This window comes from Rossellomorea sp. NRS-1567, from assembly GCF_050467885.1.
Lineage (GTDB): Bacteria > Bacillota > Bacilli > Bacillales > Bacillaceae_B > Rossellomorea > Rossellomorea aquimaris_C.
The window spans coordinates 1-22,374 of the sequence record NZ_JBITPL010000011.1 but is presented as its reverse complement, the minus strand read 5'-3'; the positions used below and the strand labels follow the sequence as shown (position 1 = coordinate 22,374).

Here is a 22,374-nt window from a genome sequence, read left to right as displayed (position 1 = left end):
TTCTACCTTCTTATAGATCAATCATTTGCGTATCCACTCCCCTAGCCTTACACTAACGGTAGAAATTAGATTTGAAAGGATGATCCATTGTGGCACAATCGATTAAAGGTAAAATCGCTTATATTACGGGTGCTGCCCGGGGAATCGGAAAGGCAACGGCATTGGAGCTTGCACGTGAAGGAGTTCATGTCGGGTTGATAGCACGTACACAAAGTACGCTGGAACAAGTGGCAGAGGAAGCGAAATCTTTGGGTGTGAAGGCAAGTGTCGCTGTAGCTGATATCTCAGATATGGAGCAAGTGGAAAAAGCCATTTCGAAACTGAAAAATGAACTCGGTTCAGCCGATATCCTGATCAATAATGCCGGTATCGGAACGTACGGCTCTTTTCTGGAAATCGATCCGGCAGATTGGAAGAAAACTTTTGAAGTCAACGTATTTGGAACGTATCATGTGACGCGGGCCGTCCTGCCTCAGCTTATCGAAAAAAACCGCGGGGACATCATCACTATTTCATCCAGCAGCGGATTGAAAGGCACGGCAAAAAGCACGGCTTACAGTGGTTCGAAATTTGCCGTTCAAGGTATGACAGAAGCGTTGATGCAGGAAGTTCGTCCACATAATATCCGTGTCATGACTCTGAACCCAAGCCTCGTGGCAACGGATCTTACCTTTGGGGATAAGCTCGATGAAGCGGACAAAGAGAAATACATGCAGCCCGAGGATTTAGCGGAACATATGGTTTCTCAGCTGAAATTACACCCTCGCATCTTTATCAAGCAGTCTCTTCAGTGGGCGACGAACCCTTTTTAATAAAAATAAGAAAAGCTCAGATTGAGCTCTGAGCTTTTCCTTTTCAACCTTCTTTTTATCTGTGTTGATCCACAAGAATTGGATTGCCATCAGGATCTTCAATCGTGAAACTTGCAGGACCTTCTCCTGATTCATCTGCTTCAGTCAACATTTTTACACCTTGTTCTTTCAGCTGCTTTTGAAGGTTCCGAATGTCCGTAAACGATTCGAGATTTTCGGCATTTTGATCCCAGCCAGGATTAAAGGTCAGGAGGTTCTTTTCAAACATACCTTCGAAAAGACCGATTACAGTACTTCCATTCTTCATGATAAGCCAATTTTGGGCAATTTCCCCTCCCAAAGTTTGAAATCCAAGTTTTTCATAAAATGCTTTTGATTTATGAATGTCTTTCACACTTAAACTTACAGAGAATGCACCTAGTTTCATATTTCCTCCTCCTGAAAATTGATAATTCAGATATTCATGTATAGGTCAAGTATAAGTAAGTAACTTGGGAAAGACAACTATGCGTTAAACTTTTCTCTATACGTGGTCACTTCACTCAACCGTTTTCTATTCAACTCCACACCTATCCCCGCACCATCCAAACGTTCCACCACACCATTTTTCACAACGATGGGAGAAGTGATGATATCTTCTTCCCAATATTTCGAGGAGGAGGAAATATCCCCGGGAATCGAGAAACCCTCGAGAGTGGCAAGGGCCAGATTATGAGCCCGGGAAACCCCAAACTCGATCATGCCCCCACACCATACTTTGATGTAATTCTCCTGGCACAACCGGTAGATTTCCAAAGCACTTGTGTACCCTCCGACTCTGCCAAGCTTGATATTGACCACTCCGCAGCTATTTAAATAGATGGCACTCTTCATATCATGAGTGGTTACGATGCTCTCATCCAAACAAATCGGAGTCTGCAACTCTTTTTGTAAAAGAGAGTGTTCCACTAAATCGTCAACTCCCAAAGGCTGTTCGATCATCTCCAGCCCATACGCATCCAATGCCTGTAGTTGGGCTTTGTCTTCAAGGGAGTATGCTGAATTGGCATCAGCCAATAGCGTAAGAGAAGGAAAATGGTCCCTCAACTCTTTCACAATCTCCACATCCGCTCCAGGAGAGATTTTCAGCTTTATGCGTTGATATCCTTCTTGCACAAGTTCTCCAGCCTGATGGATCATCTCTTTCACGGATTCGGCACCTACGACTGCACCGGCAAGAATCTCTCTTCGCGTCCCCCCGATCATCTCCCAGAGAGGAACGTTCTGCTGCCTTGCATAAAGATCCCATAAAGCCATTTCAAGTGCAGCCTTAGCCATTGAATTTCCCCGCACGGCATCGAATCTTTTTCCGATTTCTTCAGGGTGTTGAAATGGGTTGCTGTATACGAGAGGAATGAGTACATCCTTAATCATATGATAGGAGGTTTTCACGGTTTCTTCTGTATACCACGGTGTGGAAAAAGCAACCCCTTCTCCCAGTCCAATCAATCCATCGGCATCTTGAACCTCAACGATGATTCCTTCCCGTTTTTCAACGGTTTGCAGATGGGTCACAAAGGGCTTTTTCAATGGCATCGATAGGATGTGAAGCGTAATGGATTTAATCTTCATCAGTATACATTCCTTTTTCCCACTGATCCCTGAGCACTCTTCTCAGCAGTTTGTTCGAAGCATTTCGTGGTACCTCATCTACAAAGATTATTTTTTTCGGCTGTTTATACGATGCCAGATTATCGCTGCAGTAATGTAAGATCTCTTCTTTTGTAAGACGCTCTTTCTTAACGATAAACGCACAGGGAATTTGCCCCCATGTGTCATTAGGAATTCCAACCACTCCAGCATCTTCTACCCCGTCACAGCCTAACAGCACACTTTCAATTTCCGCAGGATACACATTTTCTCCCCCGGAAATGATGAGGTCTGATCGCCGGTCCAATACAAATAAGAACCCCTCTTCATCTACAAAGCCGATATCCCCAGTATAGAACCAGCCATCTTCAAAGCTCTTCGCATTGGCTTCCTCTCTTTGGTAATATCCGTTCGTCACATTCGGGCCTTTCACAAGGATTTCACCTTCTTGATTTGCTCGAGCTGCGCCCTTTTCATTCTTGATTCTTAATTCTGAAGGAAAGAGTGGCTTACCCGCTGACCCCAGCTTCGTCATACTATATTCAGGTGATAACGTCACGATTTGAGAAGCCGTTTCCGTCATTCCATACGTTTGAAAGACGGGCACTCCCTTATCCTTACAAGCCTGAAGTAAAGGAAGTGGTGCAGGTCCGCCGCCTAACAGCATACAGCGGAAATTCGGGTGATACGTTCGGTTCCCTGCATCGTTCATCAAACGCTGAAGCATATTGCTCACAACCGACATGATCGTGACCCTTCCACTTTCAAGCTCCTGATTGATGTTCTCGACGTCGAAGGTTTCAAACAGTCGTACCTTCATTCCATAAATCACACTTCTCATAAGGATTGAATATCCGCTTATATGAAAGAGAGGAACCGAGCAAAGCCAGGCATCATTTTCACTTATTCCCAGGTTCAAAGAAGATCCAATGGCACTCCACCAATGGTTTCCATATGATTGAAGGACTCCTTTGGGAGCTCCGGTCGTTCCGGATGTGTACATAACCGAGCATGCTTGGTCTAACTGAAAATAATCCTTTACTTTAAAGCTTGTAGGGGCTGTTTGCAGCAATTGAGAGAATGAGATCCCATTAACGTGTTCCCCTAAAAAAGACAGCTTCCCCTCAAACTCATCGTCATAAATGACCGTCGATAACTCCATATCCTGTATTTGAAAAGATAATTCCTTGGAACTTAGTTTGTTATTTAATAGTACAGTCGTGAATCCGAGCTGTTGAATGGCATGAACGACCAACACAGATTCCACTTTATTTTTAATCATGAGTCCCACAAAAGGATGTGCAGAAGATTTCACTATGGTATGAAGCTGCTCACCGATGTGAATTGCTTTTTCCCAGAGCTCTCCGAAGGTATATTCCACATCACCATTACTTATTGCCATCCGATCAGGGGTTAAGAACGCTCTTTGTTTTAGCCAGTTAGGCAATTGCTGTGTTGTCATCCTGTCATTCTCCATTCCTTTCTTGTGTGTGCTTTAAATACTTCATTTAAAAAAGCCCGACGAATCCATAAAGATTCATCAGGCCACCTTAGATCAAGGGAAACGAGGGAATTGTCCAAAGTCCGGTTTACGCTTTTCTTTAAATGCGTCTCGACCTTCCTTGGCTTCATCTGTTGTGTAGTAAAGAAGTGTAGCGTCACCTGCAAGCTGTTGCAGACCCGCCAATCCATCTGTATCCGCGTTGAATGATGCCTTTAAGAAACGAAGGGCAGTAGGACTGTTCTCAAGCATTTCTGATGCCCATTGAACCGTTTCTGCTTCAAGCTGCTCATAAGGAACAACTGTATTGACCAGTCCCATTTCAAGCGCTTCTTGTGCATTGTATTGACGGCACAGGTACCAGATTTCCTTTGCTTTCTTATGTCCGATGATGCGGGCAAGATAACCGGCACCGTATCCAGCGTCAAAGCTTCCTACCTTAGGACCCGTTTGTCCGAAGATTGCATTGTCAGCAGCGATCGTCAGGTCACACACAACGTGTAGTACATGTCCGCCACCGATTGCGTATCCTGCTACCATCGCAATGACCGGTTTAGGAATTACACGGATTAAGCGTTGTAAGTCCAATACGTTCAGACGTGGAATTTCGTCTTCCCCTACATATCCGCCATGTCCGCGGACTCTTTGGTCTCCACCAGAACAGAATGCCTTTTCTCCAGCACCTGTCAGGACAATAACTCCAACCTTGGAATCGTCACGTGCATAGGCAAATGCATCAATTAATTCCATTACCGTTTTAGGACGAAATGCGTTGCGTACTTCTGGTCGATTGATCGTGATTTTTGCGATTCCATTATATGTTTCGTACAAAATATCTTCGTAGTTTCTTTCTGAAACCCATTCAAAAGCCATTGGTTTCTTCCTCCTTTATGTAGTAAACAATAGATTCTCTATTATTGTACCAAACTTTCGCGGTTCTTCCACATGAATTGCATGACCTGTGTTAGGAAATGTCATGATTTGAAAGTCCGGATTAAGTTTTTTCATTTTTTCTGCAATATGAACAAACTTCTGGTCCAGTTCTCCGACTAGTAAATAGACTGGACAGGAGAGCTCCCAAAGCTGGTCCCACCAAGAATCTTGAGCCCCTGTTCCCATTCCTTTCAAGCTATTGGATAATCCCAAAGGGGACTGACCCAGGCGCTGCTTCCGAATCTCGGCACGCTCTTCATCAGTAAGTCTTTTTTGAGTAGCAAACAAGGGGATCTCTTCCCAAAAGTCGACAAAGGCTTCCATTCCTTCTCTCATGATCCTGTCGGCTAACGCATGATCTTTTTTCCGCCGTTCCACTCTTTCTTCACTCTTTTTCAATCCGGGAGAGGCACTTTCAAGAATCAAAGTCTTCACCTTTTGAGGATACCTCATGGCGAAGTGAAGGGCCGTCCGACCTCCCATGGAATAGCCGATCAAGATTGCCTGGTCTGCTTCAAGTGCAGACAAAATGGAATCAAGATCATTCGATACATGATCCATTGTATATCTTGATGGATCTTCAGGTGATTCTGTACGGCCATGACCAATCAAATCAATGCTTATGCACCTATACCTGGTAGATAACTGATCGGTGATTCGTGACCATGTCGTCGTATCCCCGGTAAAACCATGAAGAAAAACCAAAGGATCTCCTTCTCCTTTAACTTCTACAAAATAACGGATATCATTCACTTGAAGGATCAATGAACGTCACCCTTAAATTTCTTCACCATTTCCCGGGAAACAAAATTCCACAAATTGCGATGATTTGCTACATTTTCTTCGCGGTTCGTCATGACTTCAATGATTTTTAAGCCATTTCTGTGCTGTGCTTCCGATATAGCAAGAGCAAATTCTTCTTCTGATTCCACCCGGAAATAACCGGCTTCGTAAAGCCTGGCAGCATGAGAGAAATCCAGATCCATCGGCGTGCCGAACAGATCTTCAAAGTGTTCACCTTCACTCGCTTGCGGAAGGTAGGAAAAGATTCCCCCACCATTATTATTCAGGACCACTATGGTCAGATTCAGCTTATATTTTTTCCCAATGAGGAGGCCGTTTAAATCGTGGAAGAAAGCAAGATCCCCAATCAGAAGATACATGGAATCTGAGCAGGTGCTCATTCCAAGTGCTGTCGACACCACGCCGTCAATTCCGTTCGCTCCCCGATTGGCATAGATACCGATGGACCGATTATTACTAAAGAAAAAGGTATCCATGTCCCGAATCGGCATGCTGTTACTGACAAATACATTCGACTTTTCAGGCAGGTGTTGAATAAGTTCACTCACTGCCATTCCTTCATCCCACGACAGATGACCTTTTAGAAGCAGTTCCTTTGTGGAATGATTCACATTCTTCCAGTGATTGATCCAATCATATGAACCATCGCGATTTGCTTCATTGATCATGCTTTGACAGAATAGGCCCTCATCACAATAGATGTATTCCGTTCCTTTGGCAATGGGATCCTGCCACTCTTCCCCCGGACTCACGATCCAAATTGGAATGTCAGAAAGGCTTTTCAGAAACAACGTGAGAGGCTTTGAAACAGGCATGGCTCCGAAACGAATCACGATTTCAGGATGCAGGCTCTCCTTCACTTCATCAATCTTCAGGAACGTATCATAGGTATCGATAATATGTGCTTTCGAATGAGAGCCGCTCCTCATTTGGGAAAGGGGGTCCGCTGCGATTGGAAAACCGAATTGCTCACTAAAGGCAACGATGGAGTCAATCGAAGCACTATTCAGCCCCGGTCCGCAAATAATCAGACCTCTCTCTTTATTTCCGAGAATCCCCTGCAGCTCCTGTGAGACAGAGGGCGACAGGCTCCTTTCTCCGTGAAGGACCCTTTTCACCTGTGAACCTGTTGAATAAGAAACGTTCTTTAAATCAGGAATTAACGGTTCCCTAAATGGAAAATTAAAGTGGACGGGTCCTTTGGGTACTCCTAAAGAAAGTCCTATTCCTCTTGATGCTGAAGATCTTGCATATTCAAGCATGGACGGACTATTTTCCGGCAGTGCCATATCCACTGTCCATTTTACATGTTTCCCATATAGATCCAGCTGATCAATCGCTTGCGGGGCACCTACCTCCCTCAGCTCATGGGGACGATCAGCCGTCAGCACGATCAATGGCACTTTTGCGTAGCGTGCTTCAATAATCGCCGGATAATAATTGGCTGCTGCCGTTCCGGATGTACAGAGTATGGCGACCGGCTTTTTCTTTGCCTTCGCAACCCCTAGAGCAAAGAAAGCAGCCGAACGTTCATCTACATTAATATATGTTTTCACATCAGGATGATGGGCGAATAACAACGCCAAAGGAGTAGAACGGGAGCCAGGGCTAATGACTACTTCGTCTACTCCATTTCCAACCATTTCTTCAATAAATGCCGCTAAATAATGAGTTAACTTCTGCTGATGTTCATCAATCATTTATGTTTCCCCCTAATGCTCTTAGCATCGGTCGAAATTTCATTTGAGTTTCTTTAAATTCACTTTCAGGTTCGGAATCCGCCACAATTCCACACCCTGCATATAAATAGGCCTTCTCTCCCTGAAGGAGACCAGATCGAAGGGCAACGGCATACTCACCATTTCCATAGGCATCGATCCAGCCTACGGGACCTGCATATAATCCGCGATCCATCTCTTCCTCTTCCCTGATTACATGCAATGCTTTATCCCTCGGAACTCCACCTAATGCAGGAGTCGGGTGTAATTTCCCCACCAATTCCAAAAGGGATGTATGTTCAGAAGCCTGCCCGATGACAGGAGTATATAAATGCTGAATGTCTTTCAGTTTCATCAATTGAGGCGATGATGGAATCGTCAACGACTCACAGTAAGGTGCAAGAGCCTCATGGATGCTCTCAACAACAAGCTGATGCTCGTAACGGTTCTTCTCATCCAGGAGGAGCTCCGTTCCCAGTTTCTCGTCGTTTTCCAGCGTATCCCCGCGTGCGATGGATCCTGCTAAACAGGTGGAAAGAACATCATCTCCTGTTTTCTTGACAAGTCGTTCAGGTGTGGCTCCAATAAAACAGCTTTCTTTCCTTTCAAAACTGAAAACAAAGCTATCCGGCTGCTGCTTCCACAAATTATCCAATACAAAGTCAGATGACACTTTCGTTTCAAATGCCACTTCACATTTTCTGGCAAGCACTACCTTATCCATCTCACCCTGTTTTAAACGATTCACCACATTTTGAACAGAATCCTTCCATTCTTGAGGCTTCATATCCCTATTTTGCAGCCATCGGGGCTGTTCAGGTATAATGGGCATCCCCGCGTTTTCAAGAAGCTCTTCTTTGATCCTGATAAGGTCATGGAATAAGCTTTCTTCCGACTCTTCCGGATGACAAATGAAATTCATCGTTAAATAATTGGTTTTCCCCGGCTTTGTCAGCATAAACTTCGGTAATTGAAACGTACCGTTCGAGAATTGCTCCCACTCTTCTCCGATGTCATTAAGCGGATCAAAGCTAAAGCCCCCGAATAACAAAGGTCCTGTGCCTGTCCATTCTTCCCCGGTCACAATCACTGACTCTTCAATTAAGCGCTTCCACTCTTTCTCAACCGTATAAAATCGGTCATTTATATCATTTGCAGACATGATATGAGCTGCTCCAAGCCCTACCACCGAGATGGTATGATCACGGTCCTTCCATAAAAAACGCTCTCCGGTAAAAGAGCTTCCTCCATAATAAAAAGAAAGAGGATCCACTGCATCTACTTCCTCCACTATGCTGAGAAGGACGGGGTGATGTATTTGTTTAGCCTTCATTTTGGCTGTATCATATGCTTTTTCAATTTTGGTTTTATGAATGGTAACCAATTGAATTCCCCCAAACAAAATCACGTACGATATTCAAACTTATTTTAAGATACACCTGTCTTCAAGGTGTGTCAACGAAGTTTAAGACATGATACAATTTTTATCCTTATTATATATAATAAACCCTTTTTCCCCTTTTGAGAAACCAAAAGCGTTGTAAAAGTACTCAATTACTGGAAAATAGCACCTTCACGGATTTTCAGAAAATGATTGACAGTCCCACTCGCTTTACCTACACTTTAATCTGTAAAGGAATTGTAATGTTTTCTGAAAATTCCTTATTGCGTAAGGGAGAGAGTATGATGGAACAACAAGTATCCAATGTTTTGGAATCAGATAAAGGGTGGAAAATCTGGTGGCAGCTTACAAGGCCACACACTCTAACAGCAGCATTTGTACCTGTTTTATTAGGTACCGTTCTTGCACTGCAATTTACTACGGTAAGCGTATCATTATTTTCATCCATGCTTATTGCATGTTTGCTTATCCAGGCTGCTACCAATATGTTCAACGAGTATTATGACTATAAGCGAGGCCTTGATACAGAGCATTCTGTCGGTATCGGAGGAGCAATCGTCCGGAACGGGGTCAAACCCTCCACGGTCATAAACCTGGCCTTTTCATTGTACGGAATTGCACTTTTATTAGGAATTTATATTTGTCTTAACAGCACATGGTGGCTGGCACTCATAGGTATAGTGTGCATGGCAGCGGGGTACTTTTATACTGGAGGACCTATGCCAATTGCTTACACGCCTTTCGGAGAGATCGTCGCAGGGTTCTTTATGGGACTTGTGATCATTCTCATATCGTTTTACATTCAGACTGGATATATCAATGGGGACAGCATCCTATTATCCGTTCCCGTATCCATTTTGGTCGGCGCCATACTGCTGGCAAACAACATCCGCGACCTGGACGGTGATAAAGAAAACGGTCGAAAAACAATCGCCATTCTTTTAGGAAGAAAAGGAGCGATCATCCTTTTGGGGGGCATGTTTGTCGTATCCTATGGCTGGATTATCGGGCTGGTCCTTGCCGGCGTTTCATCACCTTGGCTATTCGTTGCCTTTCTTAGTGTCCCGAAAGCCGTCAAGGCCACGACAGGATTCATCGGAAAATCACAGCCGATCGAAATGATGCCCGCCATGAAAGCCACCGCACAAACAAACACCATCTTTGGATTCCTGCTATCCATTGGACTATTACTTGCATATATGCTGTAAAAAAACGTGAGTCGACCCTCCATTTAGGGACGACTCTTTTTTTTATGTTTTAATAACCCCACTTTCGGATAAAGTATGGTTAGTACATTATTTAAGCGAACATAATGAAGGATGTGAAGAAATTGTTAACAGACAGCCAAAAACAGACACTAAAACAAGAATTGGTTCAACAGGAAAAACAGTTACAAGAACATTTACATCAGGATTTAGATAATCTTCACCATACAAATGAACGTGATAACTCAGGTGAACTCTCCCTTTACGATAATCATCCTGCAGACATGGGAACAGAATTATATGAACGGGAGAAGGATTTCGCCATAGATGATCACGCCAAACTGGAACTAAATAAAATTCACAATGCCCTGCAGGCGATCGAACAAGGAACGTATGGACAATGTAGGGAATGTGGTCAGGAAATTCCTTATGAGCGTTTGGAAGTCATTCCGACGACACTTTATTGTAAAGACCATTCACCGGAACAATCGACACCCCAGGATAGACCAGTAGAGGAAGAAGTACTGCAGCCGCCTGTTGATAATGAATTCAGGCACGAAACCGAAGGAAATGTCCGGGATGATCAAGACAGCTTTCAGGAAGTAGGCCGCTTCGGTACATCCGAAACACCTTCTGACTTCGAAGGTGATTATGAAGACTATTCGGAATTGTATCAGGATGAAGACACATCAGAAGGATTTACCGAGGATTTCGAATCTTTTGTCGGAACCGACATGGAAGGCTCCAATCGTAAGGCTTATCCTTCGAAAACCCATGAAGAATACGAGGATATGCTGGATGAGAACAATATGGAATCCACATTGGGTAACATACCGTATAAAGATGGCGACAGTTATATTTCTGAAAAGAAGAAGAAATAATTTAAAAAGCTTGGGGAACTTTCCCCAAGCTTTTTCCTACTTTATTAAACTGCCCTGTGCAATGCCCCATATGTCTTTCGCATACTGCTCAATCGTCCGGTCACTCGAGAAATAGCCGGAGCCCGCAATGTTCTGCAAGCACATTCGTGACCAATGCTCTTTATTTTCATACGCTTTTCCTGCTTGTTCATGAGCCCTGACATAGGAGTCGAAATCCCTCAGAACAAAGAATTGATCGTTCTCGGTTAGTAAGGAATCATAAATGGTTTCAAAATGGTCACCTGCATCGGGAAGTGTATCGTCAATCAATTGATTCAACACCCTCTTGATGCGGGCATCATAGTGAAAATACTCCATTGCATAATATCCACCGTGATGCTGATATTTCATCACTTCATCAGCCGTTAAACCAAATATAAAGATATTCTCTTTTCCTACTTGCTCAAGAATCTCAATATTCGCCCCGTCCAATGTTCCGATGGTCAAGGCTCCGTTCATCATGAACTTCATATTTCCTGTACCGGAGGCTTCTTTGCTGGCTGTTGAAATCTGTTCAGACAAATCAGCTGCGGGAATGATTTCTTCCGCTAATGATACCCGGTAATTTTCCAGGAAGACGACTTTAATTCTCCCTTTTACAAGTGGGTGGTCATTCACCAGATCCGCTACAGAGTGAATCAACTTAATGATTTTCTTCGCATAGTAGTAACCCGGGGATGCTTTTGCTCCAAAAATGAACGTTCGCGGATGAAAATCAAAGCTTGGATCTTCCACACAGCGATTATAGAGGTGAAGAATGTGTAAAACATTCATCAGCTGGCGCTTATACGCATGTAGCCGCTTCACTTGAATATCAAATATCGAAGTAGGATCGACGACGATTCCATTACTTTCAAATATTCGATCTGCAAGCTTCCGTTTATTTTCCTGTTTTACATCATACAGGTCCTTAAGAAACGCCGTATCATGATGATACTCTTTCAAGTCCGCTAACTTACCGGGATCTTTAATCCACCCATCCCCGATGGAAGACGATATCAGATTCGCCAGTGACGGGTTGCTATTCAATAGCCATCTTCTATGTGTAATGCCATTCGTCTTACTATTAAATTTATCAGGATAATATTGATAGAATAAGTTCATTTCTCTTAGCTTTAAGATTTCAGTATGAATCTTTGCCACTCCATTCACACTAAAGCTTCCTACAATCGCCAGATGAGCCATTTTCACTTCATCATGGGAGATGATCGCCATATCCTCTATCCGCTTCCAATCACCAGGATACTCCTTCCACAATTCCTGACAGAATCGCTCATTGATTTCATTCACGATCATATGGATGCGGGGCAGCAGGGGTTGGAAAATACGAATCGGCCATCTCTCCAATGCTTCTGAGAGAGTCGTATGGTTCGTATAGGCAAATGTATTCGTCGTGATTTCCCACGCTTCTTCCCATTCAAAGGAATACTCATCAAGAAGGACCCTCATCAGTTCTGGAATCGCGAGAACCGGATGAGTATCATTGATATGGATTGAAATGTTTTCATGAAGCTCCTTCAGATCCCCATTCCGATACAGGTAGGAATCAAGTATAGAACGGATGCTTGCCGATACCAAGAAATATTGCTGTTTCAGTCGCAGGATTTTCCCTTCTTCATGGGTATCGTCAGGATAAAGAAATTCGGTGATTGCTTCCGTATCACGCTTGTATTTCATCATATCTTTCCCGGCTTTATAGGCAGCGGGCTCAGCACTCCATAAACGAAGAGTATTGACCGTCGACGTCTCAAATCCCACCACAGGCATATCATAAGGTACGGCCGCTACAACTTCTGCATCCACATGTCGAAACTTCAATACATCACTGTCCGTATAAGATTCGACCTTACCCCAGAAAGGCACTTCGACGGTAAGATCTGACTTTCGAACTTCCCATACATGTCCATGACGCAGCCACTGCTCCGGAAGCTCCATCTGAAAACCGTTGACAATCTTTTGTTCAAACAATCCATGCTTGTAACGAATCCCATAGCCATGACCAGGTAAATTAAGAGACGCCAAGGAGTCCAGGAAACATGCAGCCAAGCGACCCAGACCACCGTTTCCGAGTCCCGCATCGTGCTCAACCTCTTCCATTTCAGCAAGGTCTATTCCCAGGTCCTTCAATCCCTTATCCACAATATCGTAGATTCCTAAATTCATCAGGTTCTGGCGAAGCAGGCGTCCGAGGAGGAATTCAATCGATAAGTAATACACCTGCTTTTGTTTACTGAACCGGTACTGCTCATTCGTATGAATCCAGTTCATCGAGATGTATTCCCGTATAAGATGACCTAATGTAAAAAACTGATCCTGACTGGTGGATTCAGGAAACGTCTTTCCATACATCATTTCAAGCTTCTTCAGAAACATTTCTTTAAATTCAATTGGATCAGAAAACATGGCTTTCACTCCTTGATACCAGGTCAGCATATAGTTGATTATACTTAAAGGCCGATTGGGCCCAACTATAATCTTTATTCATTGCGGTTCGTACAATATGATTCCATGTTTCCGGATCTTCGTAGAAATACGATAGAGCTCTTCGATAAGTGTAGAGCATATCGTGAGCATTAAAGTTCTTAAACGAAAAACCGTTCCCTGTCTTCGTTTCTTCATTATAGGATTCAACCGTATCGTTCAATCCGCCTGTTTCCCGGACAAGCGGAAGGGCTCCATATCTCATGGCAATTAATTGACCCAGTCCGCACGGTTCGAACTTAGAAGGCATCAGGAACAAATCACTGGCAGAATAGATCTGTTTTGCCAGTTCCTCATTAAATCCGATTTGCACTCTGACCTTATCCGGATACGTCCATTCCATCTCCCTGAAGAACTGTTCAAACTCCCAATCCCCTGTTCCCAACAGGACAAACTGAACATTTTCCTGGATCATTTCATGAAAGACTCCCCTGACCAGCTCAAGCCCTTTTTGATTCGTTAACCTTGAAATGATGGATACAAGAGGGATTCCTTCATTCTCCTCGAGCCCGAGGCTTTTTTGCAGATGGCGCTTTGCCTGCTTCTTCCCATGAAGGTTGCCGCTGAAATAAGGAAACTCTCCCTCATCCGGATTGTACACTTCATCGTCGATTCCATTTAGGATACCCAATAATTGGTTGTATCGTTGACCCAGGATATTATGAAGCTTTTCTCCATAGTAAGGCGTGAGGATTTCTTCTTTATATGTAGGACTCACAGTTGTGACAAAATCCGAAGAAATGAGTGCCCCTTTCATGAAATTGATGTTTCCATAAAACTCGAGGTATTCATGATGAAAATACCTCTCAGGGATGTCTAACAAGTCAGTCATCACCTGTTTAGGATAAATCCCTTGAAATTGCAGATTATGAATGGTGAACACGCTACGGATAAAGGAATAGCCGGGTCTCTCCTGATACTCGCTTCTCAACAAGAACGGAACCATGCCTGTGTGCCAATCATGACAGTGAATCACATCAGGGTAAAAATCGAGGACAGCGATACTTTCCAATACGGCTCTTGTAAAGTACGCGAATCGCTCCCCGTCATCAAAATATCCGTATAGACGATCCCGATTAAAATAGTATTCATTGTCGACAAAATAATACGTTACTCCATTTTCATTGTACTCTTCAATTCCACAATACTGATTTCGCCAGCCAACTGACACGAAAAACTCTTTCTTTCGTTTCATTTTCGTACGAAACTCCTGAGGGATTCCACCGTATTTAGGCAGAATCACCCTGACATCCGTCCCTAAACTCCTTAACTCCTTAGGCAGGGCTCCTGCAACGTCCGCTAAGCCTCCAGATTTAATGAAAGGGACACACTCGGATACTACAAATAACACTTTCACGAATTCATCAGCGCTCCTTGAATCATCCCTTTGCGAATGACTATTGGGTTATTTGGATCTCCGATAAGCTTTACGCCATCCTCAATTTTCACATCTTTATCCAAGATCACATTCTCTAGTACACAGTTATCTCCAATTTGGCTCTTCTGCATAATGATGCTGCTCGAAATCGTTGTATTTTTTCCAACCTTCACCGCTCTGAACATCGTAGAATTCTTCACTTGGCCTTCAATGAAGCAACCATTGGCGATGATGCTATTTTTCACACTTGCTGCTGATGTGTAGCGTGTCGGCGGCTCATCCTTCACCTTTGTATAGATTGGCATATCTTTCTTGAACAGCTCTTTCCAATAAGATAAGTTCATTAGCTTCATGCTGGCATCATAGTACTCTTCAATGCAATCAATCGTTTGAACAAATCCATCATGCTCATAGCCGCACACCTTATAACCGCTATCCATATCCTCCACGACATCCTGCATACATGTATAGCCTGTTTCACGTCGTTTCTGGATCAAATCAATGAGTGTATTCGTTTTCACCAAGTACATGTCTAAAGAGTTTCCGTTATGACGCATGTCCGTTATATCACAGCCGATTCGCATATGGCGTTGCAGGACCGGTTGGTAGTCAATATTACATAACGTAAAGCAATTGCTGATCAATGCGTACTCCTGTGTACTTCGCTTAAAATAGTCCAGGTGATGAGCGAAGTGATTAAATGACCCCACACCCTCTTCACTTGCTTCCAGGCCTGGTGCCGGGAAGAAAAACAACCCATCACGCTTTCGGTTCAGATCCCAGTTCTTCCCCGATCCAAGATGATCCATAAGGGAACGGTATTGAAACTTAGGGAAGATCGCAACGGAACCAATATCCGAATTCACCATATTGGAAAGTACAAAGTCGATCAGGCGGTATCTGCCCGCAATTGGAAGGGCAGCTAATGAACGATGTAACAGTAAATCCTCTAACGAATCATAGTAACTAGTAGCATCAATAACTCCAAGCATAGTATTTTTCAAAACACTTCCTCCTCTTATGTTGTAATGTGGTCTTCAACCCTTACACTCTTTCTTGTTCCAGTAGTGTTTCAATGAATGATTCCGTAACCAAAATGATTTCATCCGATCCTTCTTCCGGCATGATGCATAGGCCGCTCGGAACCTTGACATTCGACGGCACGATCGCCTGCTCGATATAGGCGTTTTCCCCAATGACAGCATCCGGCATAATGACTGAGCGACTGACATGCGCCCCCTTTTTCACTGTGGTTCCTTGAAACAGGACGGATTTGCGGATGGTACCTTCAATCGTACATCCTTCGTTCACAAGAGATCCCTCCACAGAGGCTTCTTCAGAAATATATTGAGGCGGCTCATTTGGATTAACCGAATACACTCTCCAGTCGTGATCGAACAGATTCAGCTCATTTTCCTCATCAATCAAGTCCATATTGGCTTCCCATAGGCTCTTAACCGTTCCAACATCTTTCCAGTACCCTTTAAACGGATAAGCCATCAGTTTTTTCTTCTCATCAAGCAACAAAGGGATAACATCCTTCCCAAAGTCATGGCTGGAATCGGGATTACGCTCATCCATCTCCAAGTAATCCTTAAGCACTGAATAATTGAAAATATAGATACCCATCGAAGCTAGATTACTCTTAGGAAAAGCCGGTTTTTCCTCGAACTCTGTGATTCTCATTTCCTCATTTGTGTTCATAAGACCAAACCTGCTTGCCTCATCCCAGCCTACTTCAATGACAGAAATCGAGACGTCTGCTTTCTTCTCAATGTGAAAATCCAGCATTTTGCTGTAGTCCATCTTGTAAATGTGATCTCCCGATAGAATCAATACATATTCAGGATCATATTGCTCAAGATAGTTCATATTTTGATAGATTGCACTGGCCGTTCCCGTATACCAGCGCATCTCGGATGATTCCGCATAAGGCGGCAGTACGGTCACTCCACCATTTTTACGATCAAGATCCCATGCACTTCCAATCCCGATATAAGAATTCAGTACTAATGGTTGGTACTGAGTAAGAACACCCACCGTGTCAATCCCTGAGTTCGTACAATTGCTCAATGTGAAATCAATAATGCGGTATTTCCCTCCAAACGGTACAGCTGGTTTTGCTAGGCTCTTTGTCAATGAGCTTAACCGACTCCCTTTTCCACCTGCTAATAACATCGCTACACATCTACCTTTTCCCATCCTTCTCTCCCCTTTCAATCTATTGGTTTTAAATAAACGGCTGCGTATGGTGGAATCGTCATTTCCACATATCCATCTCTTCCATGATACGAGTCATTGTGCACAACAAGAGGAATTGGATTCACCTGATGAGAACCCCCAAATCGTTCATCATCGCTATTCCAAATTTCTTCATAAGAAGAAACCTTATTCACACCCACCTTATACTGGTGGTACACATGAGGGCTGAAATTACAGATCACTACAAGATGATCTCCCTTCTCTTTCCCATTTCTGATAAAAGAGAAAATCTGCTGCTCTCTATTATCCACATCCACCCATTCAAATCCTTCTGAACGATGATCCATTTGGAATAATGGTTCAGCACCTTTATATAAATGCATAAGTTCTTTAAAATATGAATTGAATTTGTGATGAAAATCGTAATCCAATAAATGCCAATCTAATTCTTCTAAATCCTTCCACTCTGAAAACGGGGCAAGTTCACTTCCCATAAACAGAAGCTTTTTCCCTGGATGAGCCATCATATAGCTTAGAAGCAGCCGGAATTGAGCGAATTTCTGCCAGTAATCACCGGGCATTTTATTCAATAATGACTTCTTCCCATGGACCACCTCGTCATGGGAAAACGGAAGCACATAATTCTCTGAATACGCATATAACAATGAAAATGTTATAAGAGAATGTACATGCCTTCTTTCAGACGTATCTGTTTCCATATATTTAAGGACGTCATTCATCCATCCCATATTCCACTTATAATTAAAGCCCAGTCCTCCATAATGGACAGGGGATGTCACCTGAGGCCAGTCTGTAGAATCCTCTGCTATCATCAAAATCGAAGAGTCATACTCAAAAACGGCCTTATTCAAGTTTTTTAGAAACTGTAAGGCTCCCTCATTAGGAGCAAGCTCTCCCTGGTTTGCCCAGTAAATAATATTGGCCACCGCATCAATCCGGAAACCATCAATATGATACAGATCCATCCAGAAACGTGCATTCGAAATCAGGAAGCTTCTAACTTCCCCCTTACCTAAATCAAAATTTGCCGTGCCCCACGTATAATTCTCCCGGTCCCGTTCCTCTCCATACTCATAAGCAAACGAACCATCAAATTCATATAATCCGTGGGCATCTTTACAAAAATGACCAGGGACCCAATCCAGAATCACGCCAATATTATGTAAATGACATTCATTCACGAACGCCATCAATTCATGAGGTGAGCCGTAGCGACTAGTCGGAGAATAATAACCAGTACCCTGATACCCCCAAGAACGATCAAACGGATGCTCCGTGACAGGCAGCAACTCAATATGTGTAAATCCTTGTTCTTTCACATGAGGAATTAATTGCTGAGCTAATTCCTTATAAGAAAGAAACTTACCCGCTTTCTTCTTCCATGTGCCCAAATGCACTTCATAAATCGCCATAGGCTTGTCATAGACCGTCGAACTGGCTCGATCCTCCAGCCACTTCTCATCCTCCCAAGAAAATCCCTGCAGCTCATACACCACGCTTGCAGTATTTGGACGCTTCTCAGATGCAAACCCATATGGATCCGCCTTCAGTTTCTTCAACCCTGATAGAGTGGTAATCTCGTACTTATACGTTTCACCCGATAGATCCCCATCAATGCGAATTGTCCATAAACCTTCGTTATTCCGCCGTGTAAGTTCATACCCGGCTCCATTCCAATGATTAAACGATCCAACCAATGAAACATGTCTTGCTTTCGGTGCCCAAACGCAAAATTCTGTATAGGTCCCAGTGGAATCTCTTCTCACATGAGAACCCATAAACTGATAGGCCTGCTGCAAATTTCCCTCATGAAACAAAAAAACATCATAATCTGATATGGTCATTGCGTTCATCAACTCACCTACATTTTTTCAATCTACTTACTACTTTCTTTCAACTTCATCAAAATCCTCTTTATTATCGTCGCTCAATTACGACAATTTCCTACATACTAATGATAATATGGTTCGCTTTTGGAAAGTCTTACTAAATGGTAAGGTTTACATTGGAAGAACATAGGGGAAACATGTTGAATTCATAGCGAAATTTGTCGAAAGTTTTTTTATTAAAAAAGTGAAATTTTCGGGAAATGCAGAAGGATTCCGGTATTTTGTATCGTTTTTGGCTGGTTGTGAGATTGATGGCGATGTCGAATTGAGGAGTGATTAGGAATGGATGAAAAATCTGGCGGTTGCTTGTTTAGGGTGGATAAACCCTGTTTTATGGGACAATAAAGGAGGAATCATGCATAGTGTAATCTTTGGAGGAGGTAGGGGGCTATTCAATACTTTGAGAAGATTAATGGGGAGATTAAGAGGTGGTTGATGCCTTTTATTCTTCGATGATCACTGACTGAATATCCCCTCACATCTTGCGATTATCGTATTGAAAAATTCGAGCTAATAAGAAGAGTGTAGAAGTTGATAATAAATGTTGGAAAGTCGATAATAAAGTGGCCAAAGTCGATAATATATGGTGGAAAGTCGATAATAAAGTGGTCATAGTCGATAATATATCCCTCGTACAGAAGTAGAAGCATGCTTTCTCATGTAAAACCGCTTATTTTAATCCCGATCTGGCTCCATACTCAATTAAATCGCTTCATTAAGTCATGTTTTTAATTTATTTTTAATAAAATGACCACCAATTTTACTTTGTACAACAAAAAAAGACTATCAAAAATGATAGTCTTTTTTTAGATGACCCATACGGGATTCGAACCCGTGTTACCGCCGTGAAAGGGCGGTGTCTTAACCGCTTGACCAATGGGCCATAATATGGCGGAGAAGGAGGGATTTGAACCCTCGCGCCGGTTGCCCGACCTACACCCTTAGCAGGGGCGCCTCTTCAGCCACTTGAGTACTTCCCCATATTATTGGCTCCGCAGGCAAGATTCGAACTTGCGACCGATCGGTTAACAGCCGATAGCTCTACCACTGAGCTACTGCGGAATAATGAAATGGTGGGCCTAAGTGGACTCGAACCACCGACCTCACGCTTATCAGGCGTGCGCTCTAACCAGCTGAGCTATAGGCCCAAAAATAATTGGAGCGGGTGAAGGGAATCGAACCCTCATCATCAGCTTGGAAGGCTGAGGTTTTACCACTAAACTACACCCGCACTATTTATATAAGAAGATATGGGGCGACTGATGGGAATCGAACCCACGAATGCCTGAACCACAATCAGGTGCGTTAACCACTTCGCCACAACCGCCATAATGTCTTCAAATAAAAAATGGTGGCTCAGGACGGAATCGAACCGCCGACACATGGATTTTCAGTCCATTGCTCTACCAACTGAGCTACTGAGCCTTACTTAGAGTATAATATTTAATTATGAACCATAATCTTACAAAAAGAAAATGGCGGTCCGGACGGGACTCGAACCCGCGACCTCCTGCGTGACAGGCAGGCATTCTAACCAACTGAACTACCGGACCAGAGTTTTTTGACGTTAGTCAAAATAACTTTCATTATTTGCGTAAGCAAAATAGGTTTCATTACCTTGACGTTAGTCAAAATAACTATCCATGCGTGACTCATCAAGGATTATCCTATCCTGAGTCAAAAATGGTATTGCGGGGACAGGATTTGAACCTGCGACCTTCGGGTTATGAGCCCGACGAGCTACCGAACTGCTCCACCCCGCGACGATAAAAATGAAATTCCCATTAAAGTAAATATGGAGGAGGAAGGGGGATTCGAACCCCCGCGGGCTGTTACACCCCTGTCGGTTTTCAAGACCGATCCCTTCAGCCGGACTTGGGTATTCCTCCGTAATGAAATGGTACTTGGTGGACCTTGTAGGACTCGAACCTACGACCGGACGGTTATGAGCCGTCTGCTCTAACCAACTGAGCTAAAGGTCCCTTTTGGTAGCGGCGGAGGGGATCGAACCCCCGACCTCACGGGTATGAACCGTACGCTCTAGCCAGCTGAGCTACACCGCCAAGATACATTTAATATCAAATTAATTGATAGATGGATCTCTCAAATATCAATGACGTTTATTTTGCTTTCGCAAAAAAACCGATGAAGATTATTTTGCTGGTGCAAAAAAACTTGGTGGAGCCTAGCGGGATCGAACCGCTGACCTCCTGCGTGCAAAGCAGGCGCTCTCCCAGCTGAGCTAAGGCCCCAAAGAAGTGGTCGGGAAGACAGGATTCGAACCTGCGACCCCTTGGTCCCAAACCAAGTGCTCTACCAAGCTGAGCTACTTCCCGATAATATGGCGCGCCCGAGAGGAGTCGAACCCCTAACCTTTTGATCCGTAGTCAAACGCTCTATCCAATTGAGCTACGGGCGCTAAATGATTATATTGTTCTTTCCTTACTGACAATCGCAAGTTAAGGAAAGATATTTTGCTTACGCAAACCAATGAAGTTTATTTTGCTCTCGCAAAAAAACTTGGTGCCGAGGACCGGAATCGAACCGGTACGGTAGTCACCTACCGCAGGATTTTAAGTCCTGTGCGTCTGCCAGTTCCGCCACCCCGGCAAAATCTTCTGGAGCGGAAGACGGGATTCGAACCCGCGACCCCCACCTTGGCAAGGTGGTGTTCTACCACTGAACTACTTCCGCAAAAAATGGTGCGGGTGAAGGGACTTGAACCCCCACGCCTTGCGGCGCCAGATCCTAAGTCTGGTGCGTCTGCCAATTCCGCCACACCCGCATGATATAAATGGAAAGATATTTTGCTACGCAAAAATCTTTGGTGAGCCATGAAGGATTCGAACCTTCGACCCTCTGATTAAAAGTCAGATGCTCTACCAACTGAGCTAATGGCTCATCTGAAAAGATGATATTTAGAACCAAAATGGTGCCGGCAAGAGGACTTGAACCCCCAACCTACTGATTACAAGTCAGTTGCTCTACCAGTTGAGCTACACCGGCATATATGATTATCAAACAATTTTTAAAGAAAGTATGGAGAGATATTTTGCTTACGCAATTTTCTGTAGTTTATTTTACTTGCGTAAAAAAACTTGGTGGAGGATGACGGGATCGAACCGCCGACCCTCTGCTTGTAAGGCAGATGCTCTCCCAGCTGAGCTAATCCTCCAAAATATAAAGCCTGGCGACGTCCTACTCTCACAGGGGGAGATCCCCCAACTACCATCGGCGCTGAAGAGCTTAACTTCCGTGTTCGGCATGGGAACGGGTGTGACCTCTTCGCCATTATCACCAGACTATTTCTTGTCTCTTTTAAAGGACAAGTATTATTATATCGCGTAGATATAATTTTTCAAGGCTTTTTTTATATTTTCGTATAAAATTCATACCCTGAAAACTAGATAAAGAATTGATGTCAAGAAAGCCGAATATCGACCAATTGTGTTCATTTAAAAAATGACTCTTTGTGGTTA

General features: G+C 43.6%; 15 protein-coding genes, 21 tRNA genes and 1 rRNA gene. 3 read left to right on the top strand and 34 right to left on the bottom strand.

What is annotated here, in order from left to right:
- The first annotated feature begins 89 nt into the window (after positions 1–89).
- A complete protein-coding gene (locus ACIFOD_RS07075) occupies positions 90–812 on the top strand; it encodes a 3-ketoacyl-ACP reductase (protein ID WP_397554447.1) in 723 nt (240 codons plus the stop codon).
- A gap of 55 nt (positions 813–867) precedes the next feature.
- Here ACIFOD_RS07075 and ACIFOD_RS07070 read toward each other — a convergent pair whose 3' ends face one another.
- The 7 genes from ACIFOD_RS07070 to ACIFOD_RS07040 form a co-directional block, all read right to left on the bottom strand.
- Positions 868–1,239, bottom strand: coding sequence for a VOC family protein (locus ACIFOD_RS07070; RefSeq protein WP_430314054.1), 372 nt, complete (start codon positions 1,237–1,239; stop codon positions 868–870).
- Positions 1,240–1,316: 77 nt separating this feature from the next.
- Positions 1,317–2,423: an o-succinylbenzoate synthase gene (gene menC / locus ACIFOD_RS07065; RefSeq protein WP_430314053.1), complete on the bottom strand. Its 1,107-nt coding sequence runs from the start codon at positions 2,421–2,423 to the stop codon at positions 1,317–1,319.
- On the bottom strand, positions 2,413–3,903 hold the full coding sequence (locus tag ACIFOD_RS07060; protein ID WP_430314052.1) for an o-succinylbenzoate--CoA ligase: 1,491 nt from the start codon (positions 3,901–3,903) through the stop codon (positions 2,413–2,415). Before ACIFOD_RS07060 ends, menC begins: the two co-directional genes overlap by 11 nt.
- Positions 3,904–3,996: 93 nt before the next feature.
- Entirely contained in the window at positions 3,997–4,815 is an 819-nt protein-coding gene (gene menB / locus ACIFOD_RS07055; RefSeq protein ID WP_430314051.1) for a 1,4-dihydroxy-2-naphthoyl-CoA synthase, read from the bottom strand.
- Positions 4,816–4,830: 15 nt separating this feature from the next.
- Complete coding sequence (menH, locus tag ACIFOD_RS07050; RefSeq protein ID WP_430314050.1) at positions 4,831–5,640, bottom strand: 2-succinyl-6-hydroxy-2,4-cyclohexadiene-1-carboxylate synthase; 810 nt, start codon at positions 5,638–5,640, stop codon at positions 4,831–4,833.
- On the bottom strand, positions 5,637–7,379 hold the full coding sequence (gene menD / locus ACIFOD_RS07045) for a 2-succinyl-5-enolpyruvyl-6-hydroxy-3-cyclohexene-1-carboxylic-acid synthase (protein ID WP_430314049.1): 1,743 nt from the start codon (positions 7,377–7,379) through the stop codon (positions 5,637–5,639). The genes menH and menD overlap by 4 nt, the downstream gene beginning before the upstream one ends.
- Positions 7,372–8,781: an isochorismate synthase gene (locus tag ACIFOD_RS07040; protein ID WP_430314048.1), complete on the bottom strand. Its 1,410-nt coding sequence runs from the start codon at positions 8,779–8,781 to the stop codon at positions 7,372–7,374. Before ACIFOD_RS07040 ends, menD begins: the two co-directional genes overlap by 8 nt.
- Before the next feature lie 302 nt (positions 8,782–9,083).
- Here ACIFOD_RS07040 and ACIFOD_RS07035 point away from each other — a divergent pair, with 302 nt between their 5' ends.
- On the top strand, positions 9,084–10,007 hold the full coding sequence (locus ACIFOD_RS07035) for a 1,4-dihydroxy-2-naphthoate polyprenyltransferase (RefSeq protein WP_430314047.1): 924 nt from the start codon (positions 9,084–9,086) through the stop codon (positions 10,005–10,007).
- A 113-nt stretch (positions 10,008–10,120) separates the two neighbouring features.
- A complete protein-coding gene (locus ACIFOD_RS07030) occupies positions 10,121–10,885 on the top strand; it encodes a TraR/DksA C4-type zinc finger protein (RefSeq protein ID WP_430314082.1) in 765 nt (254 codons plus the stop codon).
- 36 nt (positions 10,886–10,921) lie between these two features.
- Here ACIFOD_RS07030 and ACIFOD_RS07025 read toward each other — a convergent pair whose 3' ends face one another.
- The 27 genes from ACIFOD_RS07025 to rrf all read right to left on the bottom strand — a co-directional run bounded on the left by ACIFOD_RS07025 (position 10,922) and on the right by rrf (position 22,197).
- Positions 10,922–13,327 (bottom strand): glycogen/starch/alpha-glucan phosphorylase, encoded by a 2,406-nt coding sequence (locus tag ACIFOD_RS07025; RefSeq protein ID WP_430314046.1) that lies wholly within the window; start codon positions 13,325–13,327, stop codon positions 10,922–10,924.
- Positions 13,317–14,762: a glycogen synthase GlgA gene (glgA, locus tag ACIFOD_RS07020; RefSeq protein ID WP_430314045.1), complete on the bottom strand. Its 1,446-nt coding sequence runs from the start codon at positions 14,760–14,762 to the stop codon at positions 13,317–13,319. The genes ACIFOD_RS07025 and glgA overlap by 11 nt, the downstream gene beginning before the upstream one ends.
- Positions 14,759–15,787: a sugar phosphate nucleotidyltransferase gene (locus ACIFOD_RS07015; protein ID WP_430314044.1), complete on the bottom strand. Its 1,029-nt coding sequence runs from the start codon at positions 15,785–15,787 to the stop codon at positions 14,759–14,761. Before ACIFOD_RS07015 ends, glgA begins: the two co-directional genes overlap by 4 nt.
- Positions 15,788–15,827: 40 nt before the next feature.
- Entirely contained in the window at positions 15,828–16,985 is a 1,158-nt protein-coding gene (locus ACIFOD_RS07010) for a glucose-1-phosphate adenylyltransferase (protein WP_430314043.1), read from the bottom strand.
- A gap of 14 nt (positions 16,986–16,999) precedes the next feature.
- Positions 17,000–18,850 carry a 1,4-alpha-glucan branching enzyme gene (glgB, locus tag ACIFOD_RS07005; RefSeq protein ID WP_430314042.1) on the bottom strand — a complete coding sequence of 617 codons (1,851 nt, stop codon included), beginning with the start codon at positions 18,848–18,850 and terminating at the stop codon, positions 17,000–17,002.
- 856 nt (positions 18,851–19,706) lie between these two features.
- Positions 19,707–19,778: transfer RNA gene (locus ACIFOD_RS07000), tRNA-Glu, on the bottom strand.
- 6 nt (positions 19,779–19,784) lie between these two features.
- Positions 19,785–19,875 (bottom strand) — tRNA-Ser (locus ACIFOD_RS06995).
- Between the two features lie 7 nt (positions 19,876–19,882).
- Positions 19,883–19,957 (bottom strand) — tRNA-Asn (locus tag ACIFOD_RS06990).
- Between the two features lie 9 nt (positions 19,958–19,966).
- Positions 19,967–20,043 (bottom strand) — tRNA-Ile (locus tag ACIFOD_RS06985).
- Between the two features lie 9 nt (positions 20,044–20,052).
- A tRNA-Gly gene (locus tag ACIFOD_RS06980) sits at positions 20,053–20,126 on the bottom strand.
- Positions 20,127–20,146: 20 nt separating this feature from the next.
- A tRNA-His gene (locus ACIFOD_RS06975) sits at positions 20,147–20,222 on the bottom strand.
- 22 nt (positions 20,223–20,244) lie between these two features.
- A tRNA-Phe gene (locus ACIFOD_RS06970) sits at positions 20,245–20,320 on the bottom strand.
- A 51-nt stretch (positions 20,321–20,371) separates the two neighbouring features.
- Positions 20,372–20,448 (bottom strand) — tRNA-Asp (locus ACIFOD_RS06965).
- A 136-nt stretch (positions 20,449–20,584) separates the two neighbouring features.
- Positions 20,585–20,658: transfer RNA gene (locus ACIFOD_RS06960), tRNA-Met, on the bottom strand.
- Between the two features lie 33 nt (positions 20,659–20,691).
- Positions 20,692–20,784, bottom strand: a tRNA-Ser gene (locus tag ACIFOD_RS06955).
- 16 nt (positions 20,785–20,800) lie between these two features.
- Positions 20,801–20,877, bottom strand: a tRNA-Ile gene (locus ACIFOD_RS06950).
- Positions 20,878–20,881: 4 nt separating this feature from the next.
- Positions 20,882–20,958 (bottom strand) — tRNA-Met (locus ACIFOD_RS06945).
- Positions 20,959–21,071: 113 nt separating this feature from the next.
- Positions 21,072–21,147 (bottom strand) — tRNA-Ala (locus ACIFOD_RS06940).
- Between the two features lie 7 nt (positions 21,148–21,154).
- Positions 21,155–21,231 (bottom strand) — tRNA-Pro (locus ACIFOD_RS06935).
- Positions 21,232–21,237: 6 nt separating this feature from the next.
- Positions 21,238–21,314 (bottom strand) — tRNA-Arg (locus ACIFOD_RS06930).
- A 102-nt stretch (positions 21,315–21,416) separates the two neighbouring features.
- Positions 21,417–21,505, bottom strand: a tRNA-Leu gene (locus ACIFOD_RS06925).
- A gap of 9 nt (positions 21,506–21,514) precedes the next feature.
- Positions 21,515–21,589: transfer RNA gene (locus ACIFOD_RS06920), tRNA-Gly, on the bottom strand.
- A 6-nt stretch (positions 21,590–21,595) separates the two neighbouring features.
- Positions 21,596–21,680: transfer RNA gene (locus tag ACIFOD_RS06915), tRNA-Leu, on the bottom strand.
- A gap of 40 nt (positions 21,681–21,720) precedes the next feature.
- Positions 21,721–21,796 (bottom strand) — tRNA-Lys (locus ACIFOD_RS06910).
- A 29-nt stretch (positions 21,797–21,825) separates the two neighbouring features.
- Positions 21,826–21,901 (bottom strand) — tRNA-Thr (locus ACIFOD_RS06905).
- A gap of 93 nt (positions 21,902–21,994) precedes the next feature.
- A tRNA-Val gene (locus ACIFOD_RS06900) sits at positions 21,995–22,070 on the bottom strand.
- 10 nt (positions 22,071–22,080) lie between these two features.
- Positions 22,081–22,197 (bottom strand): 5S ribosomal RNA (gene rrf / locus ACIFOD_RS06895).
- Positions 22,198–22,374 lie beyond the last annotated feature (177 nt).